This window comes from Janthinobacterium paucivorans, from assembly GCF_051380805.1.
Lineage (GTDB): Bacteria > Pseudomonadota > Gammaproteobacteria > Burkholderiales > Burkholderiaceae_D > Janthinobacterium > Janthinobacterium lividum_D.
Window position 1 is genome coordinate 86,028 of sequence record NZ_JBNYXR010000016.1, and the last position, 23,619, is coordinate 109,646.

Sequence of the window (23,619 nt, forward strand, 5' to 3'; positions counted from 1 at the left end):
CCAACGCCAACTATTACTAGGAGCTACACATGAATCCAGCAATGTGGATCAGCAAGACCGGCGTGCAGGCACAAGATGCCAAACTGCAAGCTATCGCGAATAACCTGGCCAACGTCAATACGGTAGGCTTCAAGCGCGACCGCGTCGTCTTTGAAGACCTGTTTTACCAGATCGAGCAGCAACCGGGCACGCAGCGCGCCGACAACACGCTGTCGCCTTCTGGCGTACAGTTGGGTAACGGTACCCACATGGTGGGCACGCAAAAGGTGTTTACCACCGGCAGCCTGCAAACGACGAGCCGCGAATTCGACGTCGCCATCACCGGCAACGGCTTTTTGCAAGTGCTGCGCCCAAATGGCGAAGCTGCCTACACGCGCGCCGGCCAGCTGGGCATCAATGAAAACGGCGTCATGGTCAACGCCCAAGGCTTGCCGCTAGTGCCGCAGATCACGGTGCCGAACGGTGCCACGATCACCATCGGCGAAAATGGCGTGGTCACGGCCAGCGTGCCGGGCAATGTCAACGGCACCCAGCTGGGCCAACTCACCCTGACCAGCTTTGTCAACCCGACCGGCTTGCTGGCACTCGGTGAAAACCTGTTCCAGGAAACGGCATCGAGCGGTACGCCGACGGAAGGCCGTCCCGGCGACGGCGCACTGGGCAAGCTGAAACAGTTTGCGCTGGAAGGCTCGAACGTGCAGGTAGTCGAAGAGATGGTCGACATGATCGCTGCCCAGCGCACCTATGAAATGAACACCAAGGTGCTGTCGGCTGCCGACAATATGCTGCAATACCTGGCGCAAGCGGCGCGCTGATGAAGTTCGCCATGCACGCCACGGCGGCCTTGCTGCTGGTGCTGATGGCCGGTTGCGCCAGCCAGCCTGTCGCGCCGGTGGCGCCGAGCTTTTTCGACACGCCGCTGCCCGTGGCGCCGCGCAGCACGGTGCGCGGCGGCGTAGGCGGCGGCGTCTTCAATCCTGACGCAGGCATGGACCTGATTTCGGATAGCCGCGCCTTCCGCGTCGGCGACGTCGTCACGGTGGCCCTGCAAGAGACCACGCAGGCGAGTAAAAAAGCGGGCACTTCGTTCAACAAGGGTTCGTCCGTCGGCGTGAAGGCGGCCAACATCCTCGGCAAGACTCTGCCCAAGACGGGTGTCGACCTGTCGGCAGACCGCAACTTCGCCGGCGACTCGACCAGCACGCAACAAAATGCGCTGTCCGGCGCCATCACCGTGATCGTGCAGGAAGTACTGCCGAACGGTTTGCTGCGCGTGCAGGGCGAAAAAACGCTGACCCTGAACCAGGGCGAGGAATTCGTGCGCCTGCGCGGCTACCTGCGCGCCGCTGACATCGATTCCAACAACCAGGTTTCGTCCTTGCGCATCGCTAATGCTCAGATCGTCTATTCCGGCCAGGGTACTCTGGCCGATGCCAATACACCAGGCTGGCTGACGCGCTTTTTCGTCGGCCCATGGATGCCGTTTTAAGGTGACCTCATGAAATTTCGCTCCGTCCTGCCCCTGGCAGCCACGCTGGCCGTGTTCTCCGGCTTTGCCCTGCCCGCCAGCGCTGCGCAAGTGCTGCGCAACCTGGTCAGCATCGAGGGCGTGCGCGACAACCCGCTGGTCGGCTATGGCCTCGTGGTGGGCCTGAACGGCAGTGGCGACACCACCCAGGTGAAGTTTTCCAGCCAGTCCGTGGTCAACATGCTCAAACAATTCGGCGTGAAGATGCCGGACGGCGCCGAAGCGAAAAGCAAGAACGTCGCCACCGTCATGGTCAGTGCCGTGTTTCCACCAGGATACCGCCGTGGCCAGGCCATCGATGTCACTGTCTCGTCCCTGGGCGACGCGAAAAGCTTGCGCGGTGGCACCTTGCTGCTGACGCAATTACGTGCAGCCGACAATGAAACGTATGCGCTGGCGCAAGGCAACGTCGTCGTTGGCGGTTTGAATGCCACCGGCAAGAGCGGCTCGTCCGTCACCGTCAATACGCCCACCTCGGGCCGCATTCCCAATGGCGCCAACATCGAGCGCGAGATTGTCAGCGACTTTGCCACCAAGCCTTCCGTCACCCTGAATCTGCGCCACCCGCATTTCGAGACGGCCATCAATATCGTCGAAGCGGTAAACCGCCGCTTCGGTGCCGTCGCCACCACGCGCGACGCTACCAGCGTGGACGTGCTGGCACCGGAAAACCCGACCCAGCGCGTGGCTTTCATGGCAAAACTGGAAGCGCTGAGCGTCGAAGTCGGCGTCGACACGCCGAAAGTGGTCTTCAATTCGCGCACTGGCACCGTTGTCATCGCCGAAGGCTTGCGCGTGAAGGCGGCGGCCGTCACGCACGGCTCGCTCAAGGTCGTCATTTCTGAAAGTTCCAACGTCAGCCAGCCAGCGCCGTTCAGTGGTGGCCAGACCACCGTCACGCCGCAGTCGAAGGTCTCGGTCGACCAGGGCAACGGCAATATGTTCAAATGGCCGGCCGGCGCCAAGCTGCAATCTATCATCGACGTCGTCAACAGCCTGGGTGCTTCGCCCGATGACGTCATGGCAATCTTGCAAGCCCTGGACCAGGCCGGGGCGATCGAGGGTGAGCTGGTGGTTATCTAAGCTGACACTGAAAGCTGAATCGACATGAATATATACGACAGCAGCAGCGCCCTGCCTTCGGCGCTGGACGACAAGAGCATTTCGGCCGCCACGCCGGCCGATCCGCGCTACGCGGCCAAAGCTACCGAGGCGGCGATCAAGTTCGAAGCCTTCTTCATCTCGCACATGCTGCGCCAGATGCGCTCGGGCACGCGCGAGATGGCAGGCGAGGACAGCGTCTTCAAGGACCCCATCAACAGCGACATGCTGGAAATGGCCGACAACCTGGTGGCTGACAAGATGGCCGGCCAGCGCGCCTTTGGCATCGCCGACGCGATCCTGCGTCAGTTGCTGCCAAAGGCCAGTGCGCCAGTGGCAGCCAACATCCCTGTCAAGAGCGACAATATTGCAGCGCCGCTTAATAAATCTGTCTGAAGCGTCGCCTGTACAAGGTAACAACGATTCATTGCCTGCCATCATGCACGCGCCACTCTCACGAAAGAAAATTGCCCAATGAGCATCATTAGCAATGCATTGTCAGGCAGCCTCGCCTCCCAGGCCGCACTCAATGCTGCCAGCCAGAACATCGCCAACCTGCAAACGCCCGGCTATACCCGCCAGGGCGTTCTGCTGTCCTCGCTGGGCGCGGGCGCAGGCGTGCGCTCGGCCGGCAATGGCGTGGAAGTATCGGCCCTGCTGCGCTTTGCCGATGCGTATAAAAGCCAGCAAATGTGGCGCGCCGCGTCTGACCAGGGTTCCCGCTCGCAAACGCAGCCTTACGTGACGCAGCTCGAGCGCGTGATGGGTGACGACATCTCCAGCATCAGCAATGGCATCGACGGCTTTTTCGCCGCCCTTAACGCCTCGGCAGTCGACCCGACATCGACGCCGCTGCGACAGCAAATCGTCACCTCCGCCGACGCCATGGCACAGCGCTTCAACAGCATCAGCAACGTCATGAGCAACCAGCTGCTGTCGGTGCAGCAGCAACGCGCAGCGATCATGCCGCAAGCCAATACCACGCTGGCCAATATCGCCGCGCTGAACCAGCGCATCAGCACCTCGGCCGCGTCGGGCACGAATGTGTCGTCGCTCATGGACGCGCGTGACCAGCTGATCGACGGCCTGGCCTCGCAAATGGGCATCGAAGTGCTCGACCAACCCGATGGCTCGCGCAATGTCTCACTGAAGTCAGGCCAGCCACTGGTCCTGGGCAACATTGCAGGCACCCTCAGCAGCAGCATGACGCTGACGGGTCAACAAACGTTCACCCTCGATTTCGCCAAGTCCTCGTACGTCCTCGATTCGGTAGCCATCGGCGGCCAGATAGGTGGCCTGGGCGAGTTCGAGCAAAATACCCTGAAACCACTGCAACAGTCGCTGCAAGATTTGGCCACGCAGTTGACCAGCAAGGTCAACACGCAATTGGCGCTGGGCCAAACCATGAGCGGCAGCGCCGGCGGCCCTCTGCTGACGTACGCGAATGGCAAGCTGGGCATTACTCCCGGCTTCAACGCCAGGGACCTGGCCCTGTCACTGACGGGTGCCGCTGGCGACAGCGGCAACTTGCAGAAATTGATCGATATTAAGAATCAGCCTATCGGCGTCAGCTGGGTCGGCTCTGTCCTGATGAGCGATGCCGACACGCAGCTCGTCGGCAAGCTGGCCATTTACAGCCAGCAGAACCAGGCCCTGCTGAAGACGGCCAACACGGTGCGCGCGCAAGCCATCGATGACTGGAAGTCCACCAGCGGCGTAAACAAGGACGAGGAAGCGATGAGCCTGGTGGAATTCCAGAATATGTACCAGGCAAACATGAAAGTCATTTCCGTGGCGAATAGCTTGTTTGATGCCACTTTGCAAATGATGGGTTAAGGAGAAAATCATGCGTGTCGCCAGTAGCCAGTACCAATCGCTGATTAATATTTCTCTTCAGCAAAATCAGGAACGCATCAATTACCTGACCCAGCAGATGTCCTCTGGCTTGCGCATTCAGTTGCCATCGGATGATCCGATCGGCAATGTGCGCGTTTCGCGCCTGACGCGCGAGCAAGCCATGGTGACCCAGTACCAGGACAATATCGCTACGGTAAAAGTGCGCCTGCTGAAAAACGAAAACTACCTGTCGAGTATGGTTACCGACATGGGCCAGGCGCGCGACCTGCTGGTGTGGGCCGCCGACGGCAGCAATACGCCCGACGACCTGAATGCGATGACGCAATCGCTCGCTGCCATGCGCGACAGTGTGCTTTATACGGCCAACCTGAAGGACCAGGAGGGCCGCTACATGTTTTCCGGCACCGCCACCGACCAGTCGCCCATCAAATACGACCCGGCGGCAGCCGTCGGCGCGCGTTACAGCTACGTCGGCAATACCGACACGCAAAACGTGGTGGTGGGCAATGGTGTGACGCAGGCGGCCAACGTCGACGTGAAGAACCTGGAAGTGTGGCTCAACAAGATTGACCAGGTCGCCGCCAAGCTCAGCACGTCAGGCGTCAACCCTAACGACCCTGCTGTGCGCACCCTCGTCAGCGACGCCCTGGATGGCACCGATGACGGCATGGATTTACTCTCAGGCAAGATTGCCATTTTTGGCGGCGCGCAAAACATTCTCACCACACTCTCGGGCAACCTGGCCAACGTCTCGCTGTCAAACGACATGGCATTATCAGATTTGAAAAAGACCGACATGGGCGCGGCCGCCATTGACCTGAACGGCTACCAGACGGCACTGCAGGCCACGTACAAGGCCTATGCCAAGGTCGGTACCATTTCCCTGTTTGATCTTCTCTGACCATCATGCAAATCGTTCAGACCTCTTCCTCTTCCGGCGTCAACGCCAAAGGCGCCGGCACAGCCCGCGTCATCGATGACGCGTCCGCTGCCACAAGCGGCAGCGCCAGCGCCAACACGCGTGGCGAGGCGCCGGCGGCGAGGAGTTCGACGGCAAGCCTGAAGCGCGGCCTGAGCAACTGGGATCACCAGTTACAGGGGGAGATTTCCAACGCGCAGCAAACACTCGATTACCTGGAACGTAGCAGCAGCCAGTTGCAGGCGCTGAAAAGCGAGCTGGCGGCCAAGCTGGCCGCGCGTCAGGGCCGCGAAGGACAGGTCGAAGCACGCGTGCGCCAGTTCAGCAATACCTGGCGCCAGCGCGCTAGCGCATCGGGTGGCACGCTAGACGCACAGCTCAGCTATACCAGCCCGCAAGCGGCACAGCAAAACTTCAGCATCCGCGGCCTGACCATGGCCAGCCTGCAAGATGGCCCGCAGGAAGTGCTGGCGTTTTCGCTCGGCGGCGCCAACCAGGCCCTGCGCTCGGTGAATATCGAACCTGGCCTGAGCGAGAGCGAAATCGTCGCGCGCTTCGACCGCGCACTCATGCCGTCAGGTATCGGCGTCAAGCTGGGCGAGAATGGCGAGCTGGTATTTAGCACCTCGGAAGCTGGCTGGGCCAACGTGCGCGACAGCCTGTCCGTGCGCGGCAACGGCATCCGCTATCCGACCGGCCAGATGAGCCGTGTGCGCACGGATGCGGAACCGGCCGCCATCGCCCCGGAAGAATGGCATACCGGTGACGTCGAAGCCTTGCGCGCCACCTTGCAGCACGTGGTGCAGGCGCTGGCACAGTTGCAGGCGGCGCGCAGCTCCGTCAGCCTGGCTCTGGCGCAGGCAACGGGACGCGTAGCCCGCGCCCAACCTGTACAAGTGAGCGTCGGCATGGATACGCTGGCGGAAAACTTTACCGAAAAGGCTAGCCAGCCCGGCTATGAATCGCTGTTGGCGATCAGCTCGGCGCTCGTCGGCATCAGCCGTGAGCGCGTCGTCGCACTATTGGGACTAGAATAAGCGCCCCGGGCGTGCGCTGCCTTGGCGCGCGCAGCGATGGTGGGGCACGCACGCTGGCGTAGGGCGGTGCAACTGCAGCAGATGCTGACCATTGCCCGTTGGCCATTGCCCGTCGCCGATTGCCCATACGCCAGCGCCCCCCCTTCATCGAGCGCCAAAGTTCCCGAGATAAAAACCGCCGCCTCGCTACTCAGCTACACCCGGCTGCGCAGCCATGAACGCCAGTTCTGCCTCCATGTCCAGGCCAGCAAGGCGCAGCAGCGCGTTCAGGCAGCCGGCTGAGCGGCCAGCAGGCGCGCCATCTGCCCTGCCGGCAGGACGCGGGAAAAGAAATATCCCTGCGCATAATCGCAGCCGGCAGCGCGCAGCAGATCGCGCTGCGCCGCCGTTTCCACCCCTTCGGCCACGACTTTCAGCCCCAGCCGCTGGGCCAGCGCAATGAGCGCCGTGCACAGTCCCAGCCCCAGCCCGGCATCATCGCGTCCCAATTCGCTGACCAGGGAACGGCCGATCTTGAGCAGATCGATATCGGCCGTTTTCAGACAGGCGAGCGATACCTGGCCGCTGCCGAAATCGTCGAGCGCCAACGCCAGCCCCATGGCGCGGAACTGGCGCAGGCGCTCGACCACCTGGCGCGCCCCGTCAAGCAGCACCGCCTCCGCCATTTCGATGATGATGGCACCCGGCGCCAAGCCCTGGCCCGCCAGGTACCCGCCCCAATCCTGGTACAGCGCGGCGTCGCAACGAAATTCCATGGCTGACTTGTTGATACTGATCTGCAACACGGTCCCATGCGCGTCTTGCCACTGCCGCGCCTGGCGCACAACCTGGCGAAAAACCCACTCGCCGATATCGATGATCAAGCCGTTCGTCTCGGCAAACGCGATGAAGTCGGCCGGTAGCAGCAGCCCGCGCAGCGGATGGCGCCAGCGCAGCAGCGCCTCGGCCCGCTCGATGGCGCCATCGCAGAGGCGGATGATGGGCTGATAATGCACTTCGAACTGGTCTTGCGCCAGCGCCAGGCGCATCTCGCGCAGCGTGCTGCGGCGCAATTCGGTCGCCTGCTGCAGGGCCGGCGTGAAATAGCTGTAACCATTGCGCCCCGCACTCTTGGCCGCATACATGGCCTGGTCGGCATGGCGCAGCAAGCTGTCCGGATCCTCACCGTCGGACGGATACAGCGCCACGCCCACGCTGGCCGACACTTGCACCGTATCGCCATCGAGCACGAAAGGCCGGGCCAGCGCCGCCGTCAGTTCCTGCAGCACGCACTCGATGCCACCGAGCTGCCCCTCACCGGCCAGGATGACGGTGAACTCGTCGCCACCCAGGCGCGCTACCGTGTCAGTGGCGCGCACGCGTTCGCTGATGCGCCGCGCCGCCTGACGCAGCAGCATGTCGCCCTTCTCGTGGCCCAGCCGGTCATTCACCTGCTTAAAATGGTCCAGGTCGATGAACAGCAGGGCCAGGTAAGCACCTTCGCGCCTGGCATGGTAGGCCTCGTGCTGCAGCCGGTCGAGGAACATGTGGCGGTTCGGCAAGCCCGTCAGCTGGTCAAAATTGGCTTGCCGCCAGATGCGCTCGGACGCTACGCGTTGCGCCGTGATGTCGCTCACCAGCGCCAGCGCACCGAAGTAAGTGCCGCACGCGTCGAAGATGGGGTTGGTGGCCAGCGTGGCCCACAAGGTGCTGCCGTCACGCCGCAGGAACTTGAATTCATGGCGTTCGGCAATGCCATCCTGGCGCAACGCAATGTTGCGCTCCAAAATGGCGCGTCCCTCGTCATCCATGAACGATGCTAACGGTTGGCCCAGCATATCCTCGATCTGGTAGCCCAGCATTTGCGCCATCTTCGGATTGACAAAGCTGGTCAGCGCCTGCGCATCGATTTCCCAAATGCCCTCCACGGCACTGTGGACGATGCGCCGGAAGCGCTCCTCGCTGCGTTCGAGCGCGGCCAGCTTGCCCTCTGCCTGCTCCAGCACCAGGCGCAGCGCCTGGCCATTCGGGTCGGCACTACCGAGCAAGGTGACGGGCAAGCCGGCATCGCCGGCGCCGGGACGGGACGGCAACAGGAGCTGAAGCTGGATGCGCTCGGGCTCGCTGCTATTGAGCACGCGCTGCACGAACTGGGCGTAATCGTGACGAAAGGCTTCATGGATATACGAACGGAACAGCACGTGGCCAGGCCGTTCGCGTGACAGGCCGAGCAGTTCTGCCGCCACCAGGTTGACTTGCAGGATCACGCCATCGAGGCCCGAGACGACATAGGCGACGGGCGCCAGCAGGTATAAATCGTTGAAATAAGCTTGCTCGCGTTCAGCTTTCACCCGCTCCGGGCTGAAGACGCCATCGTCAAGCAGGGGCGCACCATGCTGTAGCGCGCCGTCATGGCAACGCGAACAACAATTCGCAGCAGATAGCGCTTGCAGTGGTGTATCCATGGCGGTCCTTGGCACTACCGCCCTGGCAACAAGGTGGGTGCAGTACGAGACTAGCATGCGCGGTGCACAGTGTCGAGCAATGCATGCGGGTATGCCACTTTCACCACAACCGCGGCTGAGGGTTCGTGCGCCGCCATACGCTAGCGCAGGGCACGATCAGCACCTGGCGTATAAACGCGGGCAGAGATGCAGGCGGGAAATCAATACCAGGCTGATATTGCGCGGGTCCCGCTTGTCATGGCCCATCGCAGGCTTTTCGTCGGAGAGTACGACAAAGGCAATGGCAGGCGCGGGCATGGCATATTTCACCGAGCCCGTAGCACACAGCGGCGCCGGACAAGCAGCATGGCCGCCGTGCACCCGCGCCATGCAAACGCGTCAGCGGCCCATGCTGCGCCGGCGCAAGCCGAAGTCATGGCCTACCACCAGCAAGGTGCTCGCTACCAGGCTGGACAGACCCACGATCAGCTGGATCAGCTTATCATCTGGCAAGATCCACAACGACGAATCGGGCGCCGCGCAGCCCGTCGCGGCACTGATGAGGGGCGAGATCCAGGCTGCATCGGGCCTCACGTCGAGCACGACGGCGCCATCGGCGCTGGTCTGCATATAAATGTCGCCCCCTTCGGCGAGGGTAAAACAGATGCCCACGCCCGTTTCCGTGGCGCCGATATTGTCCTGCATGCTGCGGTTATGCTCGTCGATCCACACCTCCACGTCATACGGCGTTTCCAGGTGCTCCCAAGGGCAAGGGCGAAAACGAGGACGCTGCGCCGTGCTGGCCAGAGTGTCAGGGCTGTCGGGAGTATCGGAAGTATCGCGGATGTTGCTGTCTGCTGCGCCTTGCATGCTCGTTAACCTTTTCTGCGGTGATGCGGCGGGACCGGTTGCCCGCCAGCCGCCATTATCCACGGTTCACGGCCAGCCCGGTATCGTTGGCGCACACATATCAGAATAACTGATAGCTATCAACTTTTAGCATCAGCATACCTGACTTAAGATGGCTGCCATCTCTTCTTTACAGGCTTTACATGCAAGGTATCAAACGCAAAATCGTCTACGTCACCGCCTTTGAAATCATCGGCATGGCCATTTCCACGGCTTGGCTGACGCTGCTTTCGGGCGCATCGCCCACCAGCACGGGTCCGCTGGCCATCATGATCACCAGCATCGCCGTGATCTGGAACCTGCTCTACAACACGGCCTTCGAATACTGGGAAATGCGCCAAGTGTCGCGCACGCGCACCGTCTGGCGCCGCATCCTGCACGCGATCGGCTTCCAGATCACGCTCGTCATCTACCTGATCCCGCTGATCGCCTGGTGGCTCGACATCAGCCTGTGGCAAGCCTTCGTGCTGGACTTCGCGTTGATGCTGATCATCCCGTGCTACAGCTTCATCTTCAACTATTTCTTCGATGGCCTGTTCGGCGTGCCACTGTCGGCGCAACAGCCGAAGCAAGAACCGGGCGCATGTCAGGAAGCCGCTGCCGGCACCTCGCTCAGCAACTGAAGAAAGGACCGCGCCGCCATGCCCAGCGGCCGGTCCTTCATCCACACCAGGTGGATGGGCACGACCAGGCCATTGCCGGTATTCTTGAACGCCACGCGGCGCACCCGCCCGGCCGCCAGTGAATGCTCGATAGCCGAGGCGGCAAAGTTGCCCCACCCCAATCCTGCCTCGACCATCGCCAGCGCCATCGGCAAACTGTCGGTGCGCCAATAGGATAGCCCCACTACGGGGCGTGCATCGGCCAGGTCGAGTTCACGGCTGGCGACGATGATCTGGCGCAAATTCACCAATTCCTCGATATACAAAGGCCGACCCGCCGCGCTGGGCGTATGCTGAGTAGAAATAATTGCCAGCAAGGCATCACTGCCCACCAACTGAAACTGCTCCTTGTGATTGATGCGCCCGCCAGCGAAGGCCATACAGGCGCTGATGCGGCCCCGGTGCAGCATGTCGAGCACATCGTCCTGCGGCGCCGTCAGCACCTCGATGTCGAGCAGCGGATGGCGCTGCGACAGCGCGCGCACGGCGGCCAGGAAGGGAGCATGGTCGAGCTCGGCCGCAATGCCCAGCGAAATGCGGCTTTCCAATCCCTGCGACAATTCCTGCACGTGCAGGTGCAACTGTTTCAGCTGCTCGGCGATCAGGCGCGCATGGGGCATCAGCGCCATCGCCGCCGGCGTGGGTACGGCTTCGCGCGCGCCACGGTCGAACAGGGCGATCCCCAGTTCCGCCTCGATGTTGGCGATGGCCATGCTGACGGCCGACGGCGCGCGCCGCAAGGCGCGCGCGGCGGCCGAAAACGAGCCGCCATCAACGACGGCCAGGAACAGTTCGATGTTATGGCTCGACAGTTTCATGGCAGGCGGGAAATCGAAAGCGGAGACTGGGAAGCTGGCAAGGCCGCGTATACTTCAACGCATGGCAGAGCGCCGCGCGGCAGCCGGGCTCCGGCGTTTAGCCTTTCCAGGTGCGCTGGAGACCGGTATCGGCATGGATCCAGCCGCCACGCGGGCCGGAACGGTAATAAAAACCCACGCCGCCTTGCTTGAAGCTGCGCACCAGCGAGCCGAGCACTTCCGCGTTCAGGTTGGCCACGCGGATGTCGGCGGCGCGGCCCGAAATGTGCAGCGACTGGCGCGCGGCCGGCACGCCCGCTTCGCGCAGGCGGCTGTTTGACTCGGCCGTGCGATAGCCCGACAAAATCTCCAGCGGCTGCTCGATGCCGTAGCGGGCCACGAACGCTTGCGTGCCCCACAGGGTTTCGAGCAGTTTCGGGTCGATGGGAGCGGTCTTCTTGCCGTTCACATCGCGCAGCAAATGGCACAGTTCCTGGTAAGCCGAATCGATGACTTCGCCGTCTTTCCAGTACAGCAACCTGGCCTTTTCATTGCTGGCCGGGCGCACCACTTCCAAGGTGCGGGGCTTGAGCCAGAATTCCAGATCCAGCGCCTGCGCATCGAAGATGTCGGGCGGCGGCTCCATCTCGGTGATGGCCTGGCGCGACTGCGAAGTGATAGCGCGGTCGACGCTGGCCAGTTGCGTCGGCTGCGGTGGTACGCCGGTGCGCGCGGTGTGCGGCTTGGCACTGGCCGAAGCGGAGGCGGGAGCGGCCGTGCGCGAGGCGCAGCCGATGAGCGGAGTGCTTACCAAGCCCAGCGCGGCCAGGCCCATACCGTGGTGTAGAAAGTTTCTGCGCGATGCCATAGTCAGTCCAATGTAACGATGCGAATACTATAGCGTATTGTGCCGCGAAGAAAAACCCTCAATGCCTATCGTGTCGCCCTTATTTCAGCCTCTGGCGCCCTAGGCGGTGCTCGCGCGAACGGTAACGTCCTGCTTTGCCTGCACCAGCGCCGTCAACGGTTGGTCCAGCAAATAGCCCTGCGCCACGATCGGCAATCCCGTCATGGCGGTAACACGCTGCAGTGCGGCCAGCGCCGCCGGCGTGTCGAGACGCTTGAAGATGAGGCGAATTTTCTCCGCATGGCACAGGGTCACGAAGCTGGCGATGGCCTGCTCGTCGCCGAGATTGCCCGCGTCGAGCTTGAACGCCTGCGGGTGCAAGCGCTGCAGCATGTCGCTGGCCTCATGCACGCTGCTCACGTTGATGGCCAGGCGGAAACCGTTGCGCCGATAATTATCGACCACATAATTGAGCAGCCAGCCCTGGTTCGGCGTCACCGTCGGCAATTGCAGTACGATGCGCTCGATGGGCAAGCCCAGCGCATCAAGGATGCGCTGAAAGGCGTGGCCATGATTGCTGCTGACAGCGCTCAACAGGCGGTCATGCACGTTCAGGTACAGGTCGGTCTGCTGCGCTTCGGCCTGCCGGAAAAAATTAATGGCGTGCAACATGCGGCACAAACGGTCCAGTTCCACCGATTCATCGTCGCTGGCCGCATGATCGAGCAAGCGCCACAGCGACAAGCCCTGGTCCGCCTTCGACACGCTGCGCGCCAGGCCCTCGAACGCCACCAGCTTGCCGCTATCGATCTCGCGCAAGGGCTGGAAAGCGCTGGTCATGGTGCAATTGAAAAAGCGCCCCAGCGCCCTGCCCTCTGCGTCAAGCCAGACACTGGTACCGGCCTGGGTTTGATGTGACAAACGGGCCAGGTAGTTTTTCAGGACAGGAAATGACATGCGTGCTCCTTCATCAGGCTGCGCCGGCTGCCCAGATGGGGGCCACGGCGCCAAAGTAGGCACAGTAAGGCAGCGCCAAGCAAAGGAGAACGAATGGTTTCGCCGTTTGATATGCAGCAAGCAAATAAGCGCAGCGCCATGGACTGCGCATAACGATAGTTGGAAACATTCGTTCCAGCGACCTGCGCCAGCCTTTACTGTGGGGGTACACCGATACCATCAGGAAGCAGCGCCATGTGCCAGTTACTCGCAATGAACAGCAGCAAGCCGGCCGCGCTGGGATTTTCCTTTGCCGGTTTTGCCGAACGGGGCGGACGCACGGACGAGCACCGCGACGGCTGGGGCATCGCTTATCATTCCAGTGGCGGCTGCACCTTGCTCAAGGATCACCTGGCGGCCATCGATTCGCCGCTGGCCGCCAGCGTGCAGCAGCATCCCGTGAAGGCGACAAACATCGTCGCACACATCCGCAAAGCCACGCAGGGCCGCATCGCAGCGGAAAACACCCACCCGTTCGCCCGCGAACTGTGGGGCAAGACCTGGTCCTTTGCCCACAATGGCGACTTGAAAACCTGGCGCCCGCCCGCTAATGCGTACTACCAGGCCAGCGGCGACACGGACAGCGAACAAGCTTTCTGCCACGTGCTGGGCCACTTGCGCACGCGCTTTCCCCTGGGCGTACCCACGCGCGCCGCGCTGCGCAGCGCCATCACCGAGCTCGCCAAGGACATCGCTGCGCACGGCAGCTTCAATTTCATCCTCTCTGACGGTGAACTGCTGTTTGCTCACTGCTCCACGCATTTGCACTATGTGCTACGCGAATACCCGTTTTCCGTGGCGCAACTGATCGACTGCGAACGCAGCATCGACTTTCGCCAGCACAACCATCTCGATGATCGCATCGCCGTTATCGCCACGCATCCGCTGACGCAAAACGAAGATTGGCAGGCGTTCGCGCCCGGCGAACTGAAACTGTTCGCCGGCGGCACCTTGCTACCAGCGAGCGAGAACACGCAGCAAGGCGTGTTCATCCAGATCAGTTACTAAGGGGAAATATGTAAAGTGACGTAAAGGCCCGCCGCCGGATGGCCGCGCTGAGAAGCGGAGCTGGCGTCAGGCCGAATTGCAGTTGCAAAAGCGCTTGCGCTTGGGGTCGCCGCCTAAGATAGCTGCAGGATCAATCTGTTTCCAGCAAAAAATCGTTTCCACGCCGTACGGTGAACGCACATTGCCTGCCTCGACATACCCCTGCTTGACGAAGAAGGCTTGGCTGCTGGCCGTGCTGTGCAATTGCAGAGCCTTGATGCCCCACTCGCGCGCCTGCGCTTCGAGCTGCGCCACCAGTGCCTTGCCGGCGCCCCGGCCTTGCGCCTCGGGCAGCAGGTAACACAACGCCAGCTTGCCCGCGCGCGTCAGCAAGCCGACGCCGACGACGGCGCCATGTTCGACTGCAACGAGCGAAAAATTGGTGGGCGAGGCAAACCAGCACGCCACCATCTGCGGTGTTTTATTGCCCAGCCAGGCATCGAGAATGGCCGGATCGTCCCGATGATCGAGGCTGCAGCATTCGACGATGGAGCGTCGTAATACGTTGCACGCCTCGAAAGCGTCGGTCGATGTTGCAATACGAATTTCAAGACTCATGTACGCTCACAAAATATTCCAGTTGCCGGTGCAGATGGTTTTAGCCCTGCATGATGCGATTCGACTATACACCAAGCGGCGAAATCGGGTTTTTTGCCGCGCGCCGTCCGCCGCCTTTGCCTATGACGCAGTGCTTGCAGACTAAGTGCTGATGCGCACCTTGCGCCACGAATGTTTCCAAAAAACGATATCTGTTTTTTAGCATAACCGGGAATCGGATCTAAGCATATTACGAAAAATTCGTTTCTTTTCCGGCCAGAATTTTAGACTATGTCGGTCTATTCTCACAATAAGAGTTCAAAATGCCCTATTTTCACGCCGTATCGACTGCCGCAGCAACGCTCACCCGACGCTCGCGCCGCTGGTTCCTGGCCAGCGCCCTGGCCGCTTCGGCTGCCGCCATGAGCGTGCCGATGGCAGCTAGCGCCGCCGAACCCGTGGTGTTGCTGAACGCCTCGTATGACGTGATGCGCGAATTGTTCAAGGATGTGAATCCCGCTTTTATTGCTGATTGGAAAGCCAAAACTGGCGAAAGCATCACCATCAAGCAATCGCACGGCGGTTCCAGCAAGCAGGCGCGCTCCGTTGCCGACGGCATGGAAGCGTCCGTCGTGACCATGAATCAGGCGAATGACATCGATATCCTTGTTGAGCGCGGCCTGGTAGCGCCCGACTGGGCCAAGAAATTCCCGAACAATGCCGCGCCGTTCTACTCCACCATGGTGTATCTGGTGCGCAAAGGCAACCCGAAACACATCAAGGATTGGGACGACCTGGCCAAGCCCGGCATCAAAGTCATCGTACCGAACCCGAAAACGTCGGGCAATGGCCGCTACACGTATCTGGCAGCCTGGGGCTACGCCGTAAAAAAAGGCGGTAGCGAGGCACAGGCGCGCGAACTGGTGAGCAAGCTGTTCAAGAACGTGCCGGTACTCGACGGCGGCGGCCGCGGCGCCACCACCACCTTCACGCAGCGTGAAATTGGCGACGTACTGGTAACGTTTGAAAATGAGGTGCAACTGGTGCGCGCCGAATTCGGCGACAACTTCGAAGTCGTGTATCCAAGCATTTCCATCCTGGCCGAGTCGCCCGTGGCCGTCGTCGACAAGGTCGTCGAGCGTCGCGGCATCCGCAAGGAAGCCACGGCCTACCTGCAATACCTGTACTCGGAAGCGGGCCAGGAACTGGTCGCCAAACACTACCTGCGTCCCCGTTCGGCCACGATCGCCAAGAAATACGCGGCCAGCTTCAAGCCCATTACGCTGTTTACGATCGATGACGTCTTTGGCGGCTGGAAACAGGCGCAAAAGAAACACTTTGACGATGGCGGTGAATTCGACAAGATTTACCAGAAGTAATCTGCGCTGCATCAGCAAAAAACCGGGACATGTTCCGGTTTTTTATGGTGGCGCACCAGCGTCACACTCCAGTGCACTGAACAGGCTGGCGATTTCGCTGCTGCGGTGCGTGCCCGTCTTGGCCAGGATCGCTCGAATCTGGCTGCGCACGGTGCTGATGCGCACGCCCTGCCGTTGCGCATACTCGGCTGGTTCCATGCCATCCGCCAGCGCCAACGCCAGCGACCACTCGGCGCCCGTCAAACCGCATGGCCGCTCAAGCACCGCGGGCCAGGGCCGCCACTGTGCCCCGAATAGTGGCCGCAGCGACAACATGACCATCACCGCCCCGTCACCGACACCGTGCTGCCCGATGCGCAAGGGCAGCGGCAAGATACCGATTTCCAGCGCCGGCCGTCCATTGTCATCGGCGACATACAAGGGCGCGGGACGCAAGCAGGCCAATCCTGTGCATGCTTGCCGCACGCGTTGCGCCAACTGCTGCTGCACTGAACTGATACGCACATCGACGCAGCCGCCGCGCACGGCAATCAGGGGCCGAGCCTGGGGGCTGGCAGCGAGCAGCCGCTGCGCTGCCAGGTTCATGAAAACCAGCCGCAGGCAAGCGTCGACCAGCAAAACGGCGCGCGGCAAGGCGTCTAGCCCAGCCCAGGCCAGCGCGCCATGGGCCTGGGCTTGCTGCGCCGTATCGCGCAGACGCAGCACATTGGACAAATGCGCAAGCACGCGCTGCAACTGACCATGCGTGCGCCGGTCAAAGCGGCCCTGGCCGGCTGCGCGGTGCGCGGACAGGACGGTCAGCGCACCGTTGTCGGAGACGACGCCGCTGCACGAATAGCGCACGCCAGCGCGCAGGTAGAAATCCTGGAAATACTCGCTGCACGCCACGCTCTGCTCATTGAAATAATCTTGCATCAGGTGCATGCGCCCAGGCGGGCTACGCGTCAGTACCGCATAGCCGGGATCGAGCGCGTGATAGTAGCTGCGATATCCATGCTCCCAGGTTTGCTCATCCAAGCCGATGATACGGGCGTGCGATGGCGGCGTTGCCACCTGCGCCTTCAAGAAACAGCAGGCAACGTCGCCACCGGCAAGGCGCGCGAACGCACGCAGTGCCGCGTCCCACTGCACCGGCTCGAGTGCCGCCCGGTAAAAGGCGGCAATGACGGCATCGACATCCTGCTTATCCATCTCCATCCCTGCCTGAAAAGAATCGGCAGACCGATCCGTCGCGCAAGCCAAGAAGTCCACATGCTCAAGACAGCGCAGAACGTCAGACAGTGCAGCACGGCGCAAGTTCTATCAGCGCCACGCATGGCTGGACCGCGCAGCCACAGACCGGCGCGAGCACGCATGAAAGCAAGAAGCGATGCATGGCAAAACCTGCTGGTGGCGGCAAACAGAGATAGGCCAATAACAGGCTTGCGGCATGCTGCGCGCCCTATTTGCGTATCTTATTTGCGTATCTTATTTTCGTATATTGATATGCGTATCGATTCGTGGTCAACAGCGCGTATGCGCCGTAATCTGGCTATGTCGCGCCGTATGGCGCATTACGCTTACAAAGGAAATATGATGGCTATCACGGAAGTGAATGTACGCAACCAATTCCGCGGCAAGATCAAGGAAATCATCTTTGGCCCCGTGGTGTCGGAAGTGGACGTGGAAACGCCGCACGGCATCGTCACCTCGGTGATCACCTCGCGCTCGATCAAGGACCTGGACCTGAAAGTGGGCAGCGAAGTCATCGCTCTCGTGAAATCGACGGAAGTGTCGATCGCCAAGATCCAGTAAGCCCGGCGCCGCCCATGCCCGCCCCGCCCCGCCAAGTGCGGGGCGTTTGCATTGCAGGCTAATCGCGAAACAAATGCGTCAACGTGCGGCTGACGGGCAACTTTTCCACGCTAGCCCTGATGCATTTCAATTTTTCGCGCCGCGGCGCCGGCAGCGCGGCGCGTAACGATTGCAGCAAGTGGACTATGTCGGCCGGTTGGGCGCCGAACTGGTCGCGCAAACGCGCCAGCGCCCGCTGCAGGCGCTCAGCTTGTACCGGTTTCAACAGATAATCAACGGCGCCAGCGTCAAACGCATCGACGGCGTACTGGTCGTAGGCCGTGACAAACACGACATGGGCGCGCTTGCCGATGCGCTCGGCCACTTCCAGGCCCGACAGTCCCGGCATGCGGATGTCGAGGAAGAGTGCCGCCGTTACGGGGTGCTGCAGCAGTCGCAGGGCTTCCTCATCGAAACCGCCATACCATCGCGCAATTTTTCTCCACATAGTGCGTTCTCCCAGTCGTGTTAATCAGGCATGAACGCAGTCTACGGCGCCCCGGTAGCAGGGCCTAGCGCGGGGCGACGAAGCACGCAGCGACAGGCATCAACGACGAAGCGCGCGCCACCTGTCAGAGCAAGACTGCCAATCTTGCTTAAATAGCACTAAGTTTCCATTCCGAAATCAATCAATGCGCGACAATTTTCACTACGGCAAGAATGAACACCTTTATTTGCCGAATTGACCGTAACGCCGCCTGTCGCGGGCCTGTAACGTAGACATCGCTTGATCTTTAATGGTATTGTTTAAGCTTGGCAAATATTGCTTCCGAGACACAAGCCGCATGCCCGTGCTAAGCGGTCCCGGCTTTGTGCGCAGCGCCCTTGATGGCGCCCCGAAACTGCTTTCCCATGACAATCCCATGCTCAAAAAAATGTTCGCCGCAGTGCTGATGACGCTTTCCACAGCGGCCATCGCCGTGCCCTTCGGTTCCCAGTCGATACTGGTAGTCGAAGATGGCACAGGCAAAGTCTTGCTTGAAAAAAATTCCAACGTGGTGGTGCCCATCGCCTCGCTCACCAAGCTCATGACGGCCATGGTCGTGCTCGACTCCAAGGCCAATATGCAAGATGAGATCAGCATCGACCGCGAAGATGTCGATACCTTGAAACATAGCACTTCGCGCCTGCCCGTGGGCGCCACCCTGAGCCGCCACGACGTGCTGCAACTGGCACTGATGTCATCCGACAACCGCGCCGCCGCCTCGCTGGCGCGCACCTTCCCCGGCGGCCCGACGGCATTTGCCGTCGCCGTCAACGCCAAGATCAAGGCTCTGGGCATGCGCCAGACCGTCATCGAAGAGCCGACGGGCTTGTCGCCGAACAACCAGTCGACGGCAGCAGACCTGGTCAAAATGGCCGTGGCCGCCTCGCGCTACCCGGAAATCAGCCGCATCACCACCGATTCGAAGGACGTGATCCAGATCAAGGGCCGCGACGTGGAATACCACAACACGAACCGCCTGGTGGGTGCCAAGGGTTGGGACATCGGCCTGTCGAAGACGGGCTACACGAATGAAGCGGGGCGTTGCCTGATCATGCGCATCAAGTCGGCCGGCAAGTTCGCCACCATGATCTTGCTCAATGCGCGCGCCAATTCCGTGCGCGCCATGGACGCCGTCAACATCCGCCGCATGCTGGCGGCCGAGAACGGCATCGACGAGCCAAAAGTGCTGCGCGCTTCGGCCAGCCGGCATAAAAAAGCGCCGGCAAAAGCATCGAAACGCCGCCGCGCAAAGTAACTATTTTGCTTGCCGGTTGGTCATCACCACGCCGGCTATCGTCACCGCACCGCCCACCAGCATCGACGCCAGCACCGGCTCGCCCAGGAGTCCTGCGGCCAGCACGATGCCGAACACGGGTACCAGGTTGTTGAAGACGGCCGTGCGCGACGGCCCCAGCGCTTTCACGCCCTCGTAATACCAGACAAAGCCGATCACCGTGCCAAACACGCCCAGGTAGCCGATGGCGGCCCACACTTGCCAGCCGAAGCTGTGCCACGGCACGCTCGGGAACTCCAGCACCGCCCCCACCAGCAGGAAAGCCAGGCCCCACATCGACGCATAGGTGGTGGCGGCAATCGGACTGAGTCCCTTCAGCGCCACCCGCCCAATCAGGGTGTAGGCAGCCCAGCTGGAAATGCCGCAGAACATGAACACTTCGCCCATGCCGATAGCGCTACCCGTGCCGTGCAGCACGGCGCTGATATCGCCACGCGTAATGACGATGGCCGTGCCGCAAAACGCCAGCATGATGCCGAGCCACTTGAAGGAGCCGAGCCGCTCGCGAAACAGCATGGCCGAGGCGAGCGCCGTGACGATAGGGTTCAAGGCCACGAACAGGGCCGTGCGCCCGGCCGGCATGCGCGACAAGGCCGCCAGGAAGCACAGGTTGTAAAGAAAAATGCCCGTCAGGCCCAGCGCCGCCGTCGTCGCCAATTGCTTGCGGTCCAGGCGCGGCAAGCCCCCTTCCAGCTTCCACGCCAGTATGACCAGCAGCAGCACGGCCACGCCGAAGCGCCCGCTGGCGGCCGTCATGGGCGGCATTTGCTGCGCCAGCACGCGCCCCGCGATGAAGGTGCCGCCCCAGAACAGGGCGACGAAAATCAGTTTGATATACACCAGCGGCGATTGCACGGCAGGCAAGGCGGCTGGAGGCAGGGCGGAAGTGCGCATGGAAAGTCCTAGGATGTCGCTGCTGCAGCGGACGCTGCGCGTGCGGTATACTTATATATTAATACTAATATGAACTCATGAAATAATGAGTAAATACTCATACGCTAGGAAAACCACAGCATGACCTTCACGCAACTGGAAATTTTCACCCTGGTGGCCGAACTGCACGGCTTTTCCGCCGCCGCCGCACAACTGGGCATCAGCCAGTCGGCCGTCTCGCATGCCTTGAAGGCGCTGGAAAAGGAGATGGGCGTGGACCTCATCGTGCGCCACCAGGCCTCGGCCGAGTTGACGGAGGTGGGCCGCCAATTGCTGGTGCGTGCGCGCGAAATCCTCGGCTTGTCGGAAGCCATGCGCCAGGAAGCGGCCGACGTGCTGGGCCAACGCCAGGGTAGTTTGCGCATCGGCTCCTTCGGCCCTACTTCATCATTGAATCTGCTGCCGGCGATCACGGCGCAGTTCCGCCTGCGCTATCCCGGCATCACCCTGCGCATCGACGAAGGCGCCGACCATGAAGTGGTGCAGTGGATACGCGAGCGCCGCGTCGATGTCGGTTTCGTCGTGCTGCCAGACGAACGCTTCGATACGGCGCCGCTGGTGGAAGACCAGATGATGGCACTGGTGCCGCGCAGCCATGCGCTGGCGCAGTACCCGTCCATCACCTTGGCGCAACTGTGCGAAGGACCGTTCATCATGTCCGAGGCAGGCTGCGCCTGCCTGATCGAGCCCCTGTTCGCCAACGCGGGCCTGCAGCCACACGTGCCCTACCGCATCAGCCAAGTGATCACCATCCTCGACATGGTCAGCCGCGGCGACGGCCTGTCCATCGTCGCCGAACTGGCCTTGCCGCAGCGCCTGCGCGAACAGTATCCGGACTTGCTGGCCCTGCCCTTGCATCCGCCAGTCAGCCGCAAGGTGGGCCTGGCCGTGCGCGACCGGCGCCAGAACACGCCGGCCACCAACGCTTTTTTTGAGCTGGCCAGGCAGATGGCCCCGACCCTGGCGCCCCGGCGCGCCTGAACGCGACTTGGAAAGTAGCCACGCTGCGCGCCGTGCTGCAGGCGCTAGTGAGCAAGGCCAGGCTGGCGCAGTCAATCAGACCATCAGTCCATCAGCCAATCAAGCCGCGCAGCCCGCTCGCGCGCTGCGTGCGGCGCAAGATGGCGTCGAACAGCACCGCCTGCGTGGGCGACACGAGGGTAAAGAAGTCGCGCGCGCGCGTGATGCCGGTGTACACCAGTTCGCGCGCCAGCATGGCGCCGCCTTCCTGTGGTAGCACCAGTACCGTGTGGCGAAATTCCGAGCCCTGCGACTTATGCACCGTCATGGCGAACGCCGTCTCCACATGGCGCAAGCGCGTGGCCAGCACGCTGCGCACGTTCTCACCCTCGAGGAAATACACGCGCAATGATCCAGAGCGCGCCGGATCGCGCAGCGTCAAGCCGATGTCGCCATTGAACACGCCCGTGCCGTAGTCGTTGCGGGTGACCATCACAGGACGGCCCACATACCATTCGCTGCGGCGTATCAAGCCTTCCTTTTCCAGCCGCAGTTCGATGGCCGTGTTCAGCCCCGCCACGCCCCACTCGCCCTCGCGCACGGCGCACAGGATGCGGAACGCTTCAAAAGCGTGCAGTACGGCGCGCACCCAGTCATCGTGCTGCGCATACGCTGCCTCACCGCCATTGAGCAGTTCCAGGTAGGGCTGGTAGCCGCCCGGCGCGTCCACCCGCCCACGCAAGGCCAGGCGCAGCACGTCTTCCTGCTGCGCCGGCACGCTCCACGCCAGTTGGCCGCCGCTGTCGCTGGCGAAGCAAGCCTTGGCAAGATCGGGTCTGCCGCCGTTCACAGCCTGCGCCAGTTCGCCGATCGGGCCACTGAAACGGTGGCTGTGGCGCAGCATCACCGTCTGCTGCGCCAGCGCGCCCGCCGCACCGGCAAAGTCAAGCGGAATGGCCACGCCGCTGGCCGCCTGCGCATACGCGATGGTGGCAGGCAGGTAGCCGCCCGCCTGCGCATCGTGGCACAAGTCGCCCAACACGGCGCCCGCTTCCACCGACGCCAGTTGGTCCTTGTCGCCCAGCAGTATCAAGATGGCCGTCGGCGGCAAGGCGTCGAGCACCGAGGCCATCATCTCCAGATGCACCATCGACGCTTCATCGACGATCAGCACATCGACGTCGAGCGGATTGCCCGCGTGATGGGCAAAAGCGCGTGTATCGGGCCGCGCACCGAGCAAACTGTGCAAAGTGCGCGCCGCGCCCATGCGGCGCGCCAGTTCCAGCAGGGGCAGCGCAGCGCCCACCTTCGCCGCCAGCCCTTCGAGCGCCTTGTCGATCGACTGTTTCAAGCGCGCCGCTGCCTTCCCCGTCGGCGCAGCGAGCGCGATGCGCAGCTGCTCGGGCTGCGCCGAGACGGCAAACAACAGCGTCAGCAAGCTCGCTACCGTATAGGTTTTCCCCGTGCCCGGGCCGCCCGTGATGATGGCCACCTTGCCGCGCAGGGCGATGGCGCACGCCACCTTTTGCCAGTCCGGGCCAGCATCGTGCGTCGGCTGGTCGAACACGATGTCGAGCCATAGGCGCACCTGCGCCAATGGCGCAGTGAGCAAATCGTGCGCGCGGGCGGCTATTTTCCCGCCCACCAGGGTCTCGTCGCGCCAGTAGCGGCGCAGGTACAGGCGTTCGCCATCGAGCACCAGCGGCTGGCGCAGATCGGCCGCGCCCACCTGCCACACCTGCGGCGCGCCGGCCAGCAGCGCGCGCCAGCCGTCAAGCGAGGTAGGCAGCGGGCCGCAAACGGCCAGCACGCCATGCCACAATTGCTCGCTCCAGCCCAGCAGTTGCGACGGCTCGCTGGCCAGCTCGAACAGCATCAGACAGCTATGCCCGCGCCCTTCCAGCTCGGACAGCACCACGCACGCCACGGCCACGGCGCGCGCATCGGGCGCATTTTCGTCCAGGCTGGCGATGAAGCGCGCGAAGGCGGCGCTCAGGCGGCGCAGATGGCCCGCCTCGGCCACGCCGTCGACGTGGGTAAGCAGGGCTTCGAGGGCCGGGTCAAGATTCATCG

Annotated in this window: 24 protein-coding genes; 14 read left to right on the forward strand and 10 right to left on the reverse strand. The window is 62.2% G+C overall.

What is annotated here, in order from left to right; genetic code table 11:
- Window positions 1-29: 29 nt before the first annotated feature.
- The 8 genes from flgG to ACQ4V8_RS18140 all read left to right on the forward strand — a co-directional run bounded on the left by flgG (window position 30) and on the right by ACQ4V8_RS18140 (window position 6,724).
- The gene (gene flgG / locus ACQ4V8_RS18105) at window positions 30-815 is read left to right on the forward strand and encodes a flagellar basal-body rod protein FlgG (protein WP_010397413.1); all 786 of its coding nucleotides are present in this window, start codon (window positions 30-32) and stop codon (window positions 813-815) included.
- Window positions 815-1,489 carry a flagellar basal body L-ring protein FlgH gene (flgH, locus tag ACQ4V8_RS18110; protein WP_010397412.1) on the forward strand — a complete coding sequence of 225 codons (675 nt, stop codon included), beginning with the start codon at window positions 815-817 and terminating at the stop codon, window positions 1,487-1,489. The genes flgG and flgH overlap by 1 nt, the downstream gene beginning before the upstream one ends.
- Window positions 1,490-1,498: 9 nt before the next feature.
- Window positions 1,499-2,611: a flagellar basal body P-ring protein FlgI gene (locus ACQ4V8_RS18115; RefSeq protein WP_070347171.1), complete on the forward strand. Its 1,113-nt coding sequence runs from the start codon at window positions 1,499-1,501 to the stop codon at window positions 2,609-2,611.
- Between the two features lie 24 nt (window positions 2,612-2,635).
- On the forward strand, window positions 2,636-3,025 hold the full coding sequence (locus tag ACQ4V8_RS18120; RefSeq protein ID WP_010397406.1) for a rod-binding protein: 390 nt from the start codon (window positions 2,636-2,638) through the stop codon (window positions 3,023-3,025).
- A gap of 78 nt (window positions 3,026-3,103) precedes the next feature.
- Window positions 3,104-4,465, forward strand: a complete 1,362-nt coding sequence (flgK, locus tag ACQ4V8_RS18125; RefSeq protein ID WP_070347170.1) for a flagellar hook-associated protein FlgK — start codon at window positions 3,104-3,106, stop codon at window positions 4,463-4,465.
- 10 nt (window positions 4,466-4,475) lie between these two features.
- Entirely contained in the window at window positions 4,476-5,387 is a 912-nt protein-coding gene (flgL, locus tag ACQ4V8_RS18130; RefSeq protein ID WP_010397402.1) for a flagellar hook-associated protein FlgL, read from the forward strand.
- 5 nt (window positions 5,388-5,392) lie between these two features.
- Window positions 5,393-6,442 carry a hypothetical protein gene (locus tag ACQ4V8_RS18135; RefSeq protein ID WP_196855483.1) on the forward strand — a complete coding sequence of 350 codons (1,050 nt, stop codon included), beginning with the start codon at window positions 5,393-5,395 and terminating at the stop codon, window positions 6,440-6,442.
- 66 nt (window positions 6,443-6,508) lie between these two features.
- A complete protein-coding gene (locus tag ACQ4V8_RS18140) occupies window positions 6,509-6,724 on the forward strand; it encodes a hypothetical protein (RefSeq protein ID WP_436571958.1) in 216 nt (71 codons plus the stop codon).
- On the opposite strand, the gene ACQ4V8_RS18145 is transcribed toward ACQ4V8_RS18140, so the two are convergent.
- Window positions 6,709-8,886, reverse strand: coding sequence for a putative bifunctional diguanylate cyclase/phosphodiesterase (locus ACQ4V8_RS18145; protein WP_436571959.1), 2,178 nt, complete (start codon window positions 8,884-8,886; stop codon window positions 6,709-6,711). The two genes, ACQ4V8_RS18140 and ACQ4V8_RS18145, sit on opposite strands and share 16 nt — an antisense overlap.
- A gap of 378 nt (window positions 8,887-9,264) precedes the next feature.
- Entirely contained in the window at window positions 9,265-9,735 is a 471-nt protein-coding gene (locus tag ACQ4V8_RS18150; RefSeq protein WP_436571960.1) for a hypothetical protein, read from the reverse strand.
- Between the two features lie 182 nt (window positions 9,736-9,917).
- Between ACQ4V8_RS18150 and ACQ4V8_RS18155 the strand changes: the two genes are divergently transcribed.
- A complete protein-coding gene (locus tag ACQ4V8_RS18155) occupies window positions 9,918-10,397 on the forward strand; it encodes a PACE efflux transporter (protein WP_436571961.1) in 480 nt (159 codons plus the stop codon).
- Here ACQ4V8_RS18155 and ACQ4V8_RS18160 read toward each other — a convergent pair.
- The 3 genes from ACQ4V8_RS18160 to ACQ4V8_RS18170 form a co-directional block, all read right to left on the reverse strand.
- Window positions 10,361-11,254, reverse strand: coding sequence for a LysR family transcriptional regulator (locus tag ACQ4V8_RS18160; protein ID WP_196855485.1), 894 nt, complete (start codon window positions 11,252-11,254; stop codon window positions 10,361-10,363). The two genes, ACQ4V8_RS18155 and ACQ4V8_RS18160, sit on opposite strands and share 37 nt — an antisense overlap.
- A 97-nt stretch (window positions 11,255-11,351) precedes the next feature.
- The gene (locus tag ACQ4V8_RS18165) at window positions 11,352-12,101 is read right to left on the reverse strand and encodes a YcbK family protein (protein ID WP_029496347.1); all 750 of its coding nucleotides are present in this window, start codon (window positions 12,099-12,101) and stop codon (window positions 11,352-11,354) included.
- 99 nt (window positions 12,102-12,200) lie between these two features.
- Complete coding sequence (locus ACQ4V8_RS18170; protein WP_436571962.1) at window positions 12,201-13,037, reverse strand: EAL domain-containing protein; 837 nt, start codon at window positions 13,035-13,037, stop codon at window positions 12,201-12,203.
- A 234-nt stretch (window positions 13,038-13,271) separates the two neighbouring features.
- On the opposite strand from ACQ4V8_RS18170, the gene ACQ4V8_RS18175 reads away from it, so the two are divergent.
- Window positions 13,272-14,084, forward strand: a complete 813-nt coding sequence (locus ACQ4V8_RS18175; RefSeq protein WP_080570622.1) for a class II glutamine amidotransferase — start codon at window positions 13,272-13,274, stop codon at window positions 14,082-14,084.
- Between the two features lie 66 nt (window positions 14,085-14,150).
- On the opposite strand, the gene ACQ4V8_RS18180 is transcribed toward ACQ4V8_RS18175, so the two are convergent.
- Complete coding sequence (locus ACQ4V8_RS18180; RefSeq protein ID WP_436571963.1) at window positions 14,151-14,681, reverse strand: GNAT family N-acetyltransferase; 531 nt, start codon at window positions 14,679-14,681, stop codon at window positions 14,151-14,153.
- 302 nt (window positions 14,682-14,983) lie between these two features.
- On the opposite strand from ACQ4V8_RS18180, the gene ACQ4V8_RS18185 reads away from it, so the two are divergent.
- Entirely contained in the window at window positions 14,984-16,039 is a 1,056-nt protein-coding gene (locus ACQ4V8_RS18185) for a sulfate ABC transporter substrate-binding protein (RefSeq protein ID WP_010397379.1), read from the forward strand.
- Window positions 16,040-16,081: 42 nt separating this feature from the next.
- On the opposite strand, the gene ACQ4V8_RS18190 is transcribed toward ACQ4V8_RS18185, so the two are convergent.
- Window positions 16,082-17,230 (reverse strand): helix-turn-helix transcriptional regulator, encoded by a 1,149-nt coding sequence (locus ACQ4V8_RS18190; protein WP_436571964.1) that lies wholly within the window; start codon window positions 17,228-17,230, stop codon window positions 16,082-16,084.
- Window positions 17,231-17,614: 384 nt separating this feature from the next.
- Between ACQ4V8_RS18190 and ACQ4V8_RS18195 the strand changes: the two genes are divergently transcribed.
- Window positions 17,615-17,833, forward strand: coding sequence for a TOBE domain-containing protein (locus ACQ4V8_RS18195; RefSeq protein ID WP_010397372.1), 219 nt, complete (start codon window positions 17,615-17,617; stop codon window positions 17,831-17,833).
- A gap of 58 nt (window positions 17,834-17,891) precedes the next feature.
- Here ACQ4V8_RS18195 and ACQ4V8_RS18200 read toward each other — a convergent pair whose 3' ends face one another.
- Window positions 17,892-18,320: a response regulator gene (locus ACQ4V8_RS18200; protein ID WP_010397370.1), complete on the reverse strand. Its 429-nt coding sequence runs from the start codon at window positions 18,318-18,320 to the stop codon at window positions 17,892-17,894.
- A 415-nt stretch (window positions 18,321-18,735) separates the two neighbouring features.
- Here ACQ4V8_RS18200 and ACQ4V8_RS18205 point away from each other — a divergent pair, with 415 nt between their 5' ends.
- Entirely contained in the window at window positions 18,736-19,614 is an 879-nt protein-coding gene (locus tag ACQ4V8_RS18205) for a serine hydrolase (RefSeq protein WP_029496346.1), read from the forward strand.
- Here the strand turns inward: ACQ4V8_RS18205 and ACQ4V8_RS18210 are convergent, their stop codons facing one another.
- Entirely contained in the window at window positions 19,615-20,547 is a 933-nt protein-coding gene (locus tag ACQ4V8_RS18210; protein WP_070347162.1) for a DMT family transporter, read from the reverse strand.
- A gap of 120 nt (window positions 20,548-20,667) precedes the next feature.
- Here ACQ4V8_RS18210 and ACQ4V8_RS18215 point away from each other — a divergent pair, with 120 nt between their 5' ends.
- Window positions 20,668-21,567, forward strand: a complete 900-nt coding sequence (locus ACQ4V8_RS18215) for a LysR family transcriptional regulator (RefSeq protein ID WP_010397364.1) — start codon at window positions 20,668-20,670, stop codon at window positions 21,565-21,567.
- A 91-nt stretch (window positions 21,568-21,658) separates the two neighbouring features.
- On the opposite strand, the gene recD is transcribed toward ACQ4V8_RS18215, so the two are convergent.
- On the reverse strand, window positions 21,659-23,617 hold the full coding sequence (gene recD / locus ACQ4V8_RS18220; RefSeq protein ID WP_010397362.1) for an exodeoxyribonuclease V subunit alpha: 1,959 nt from the start codon (window positions 23,615-23,617) through the stop codon (window positions 21,659-21,661).
- Window positions 23,618-23,619: the final 2 nt, after the last annotated feature.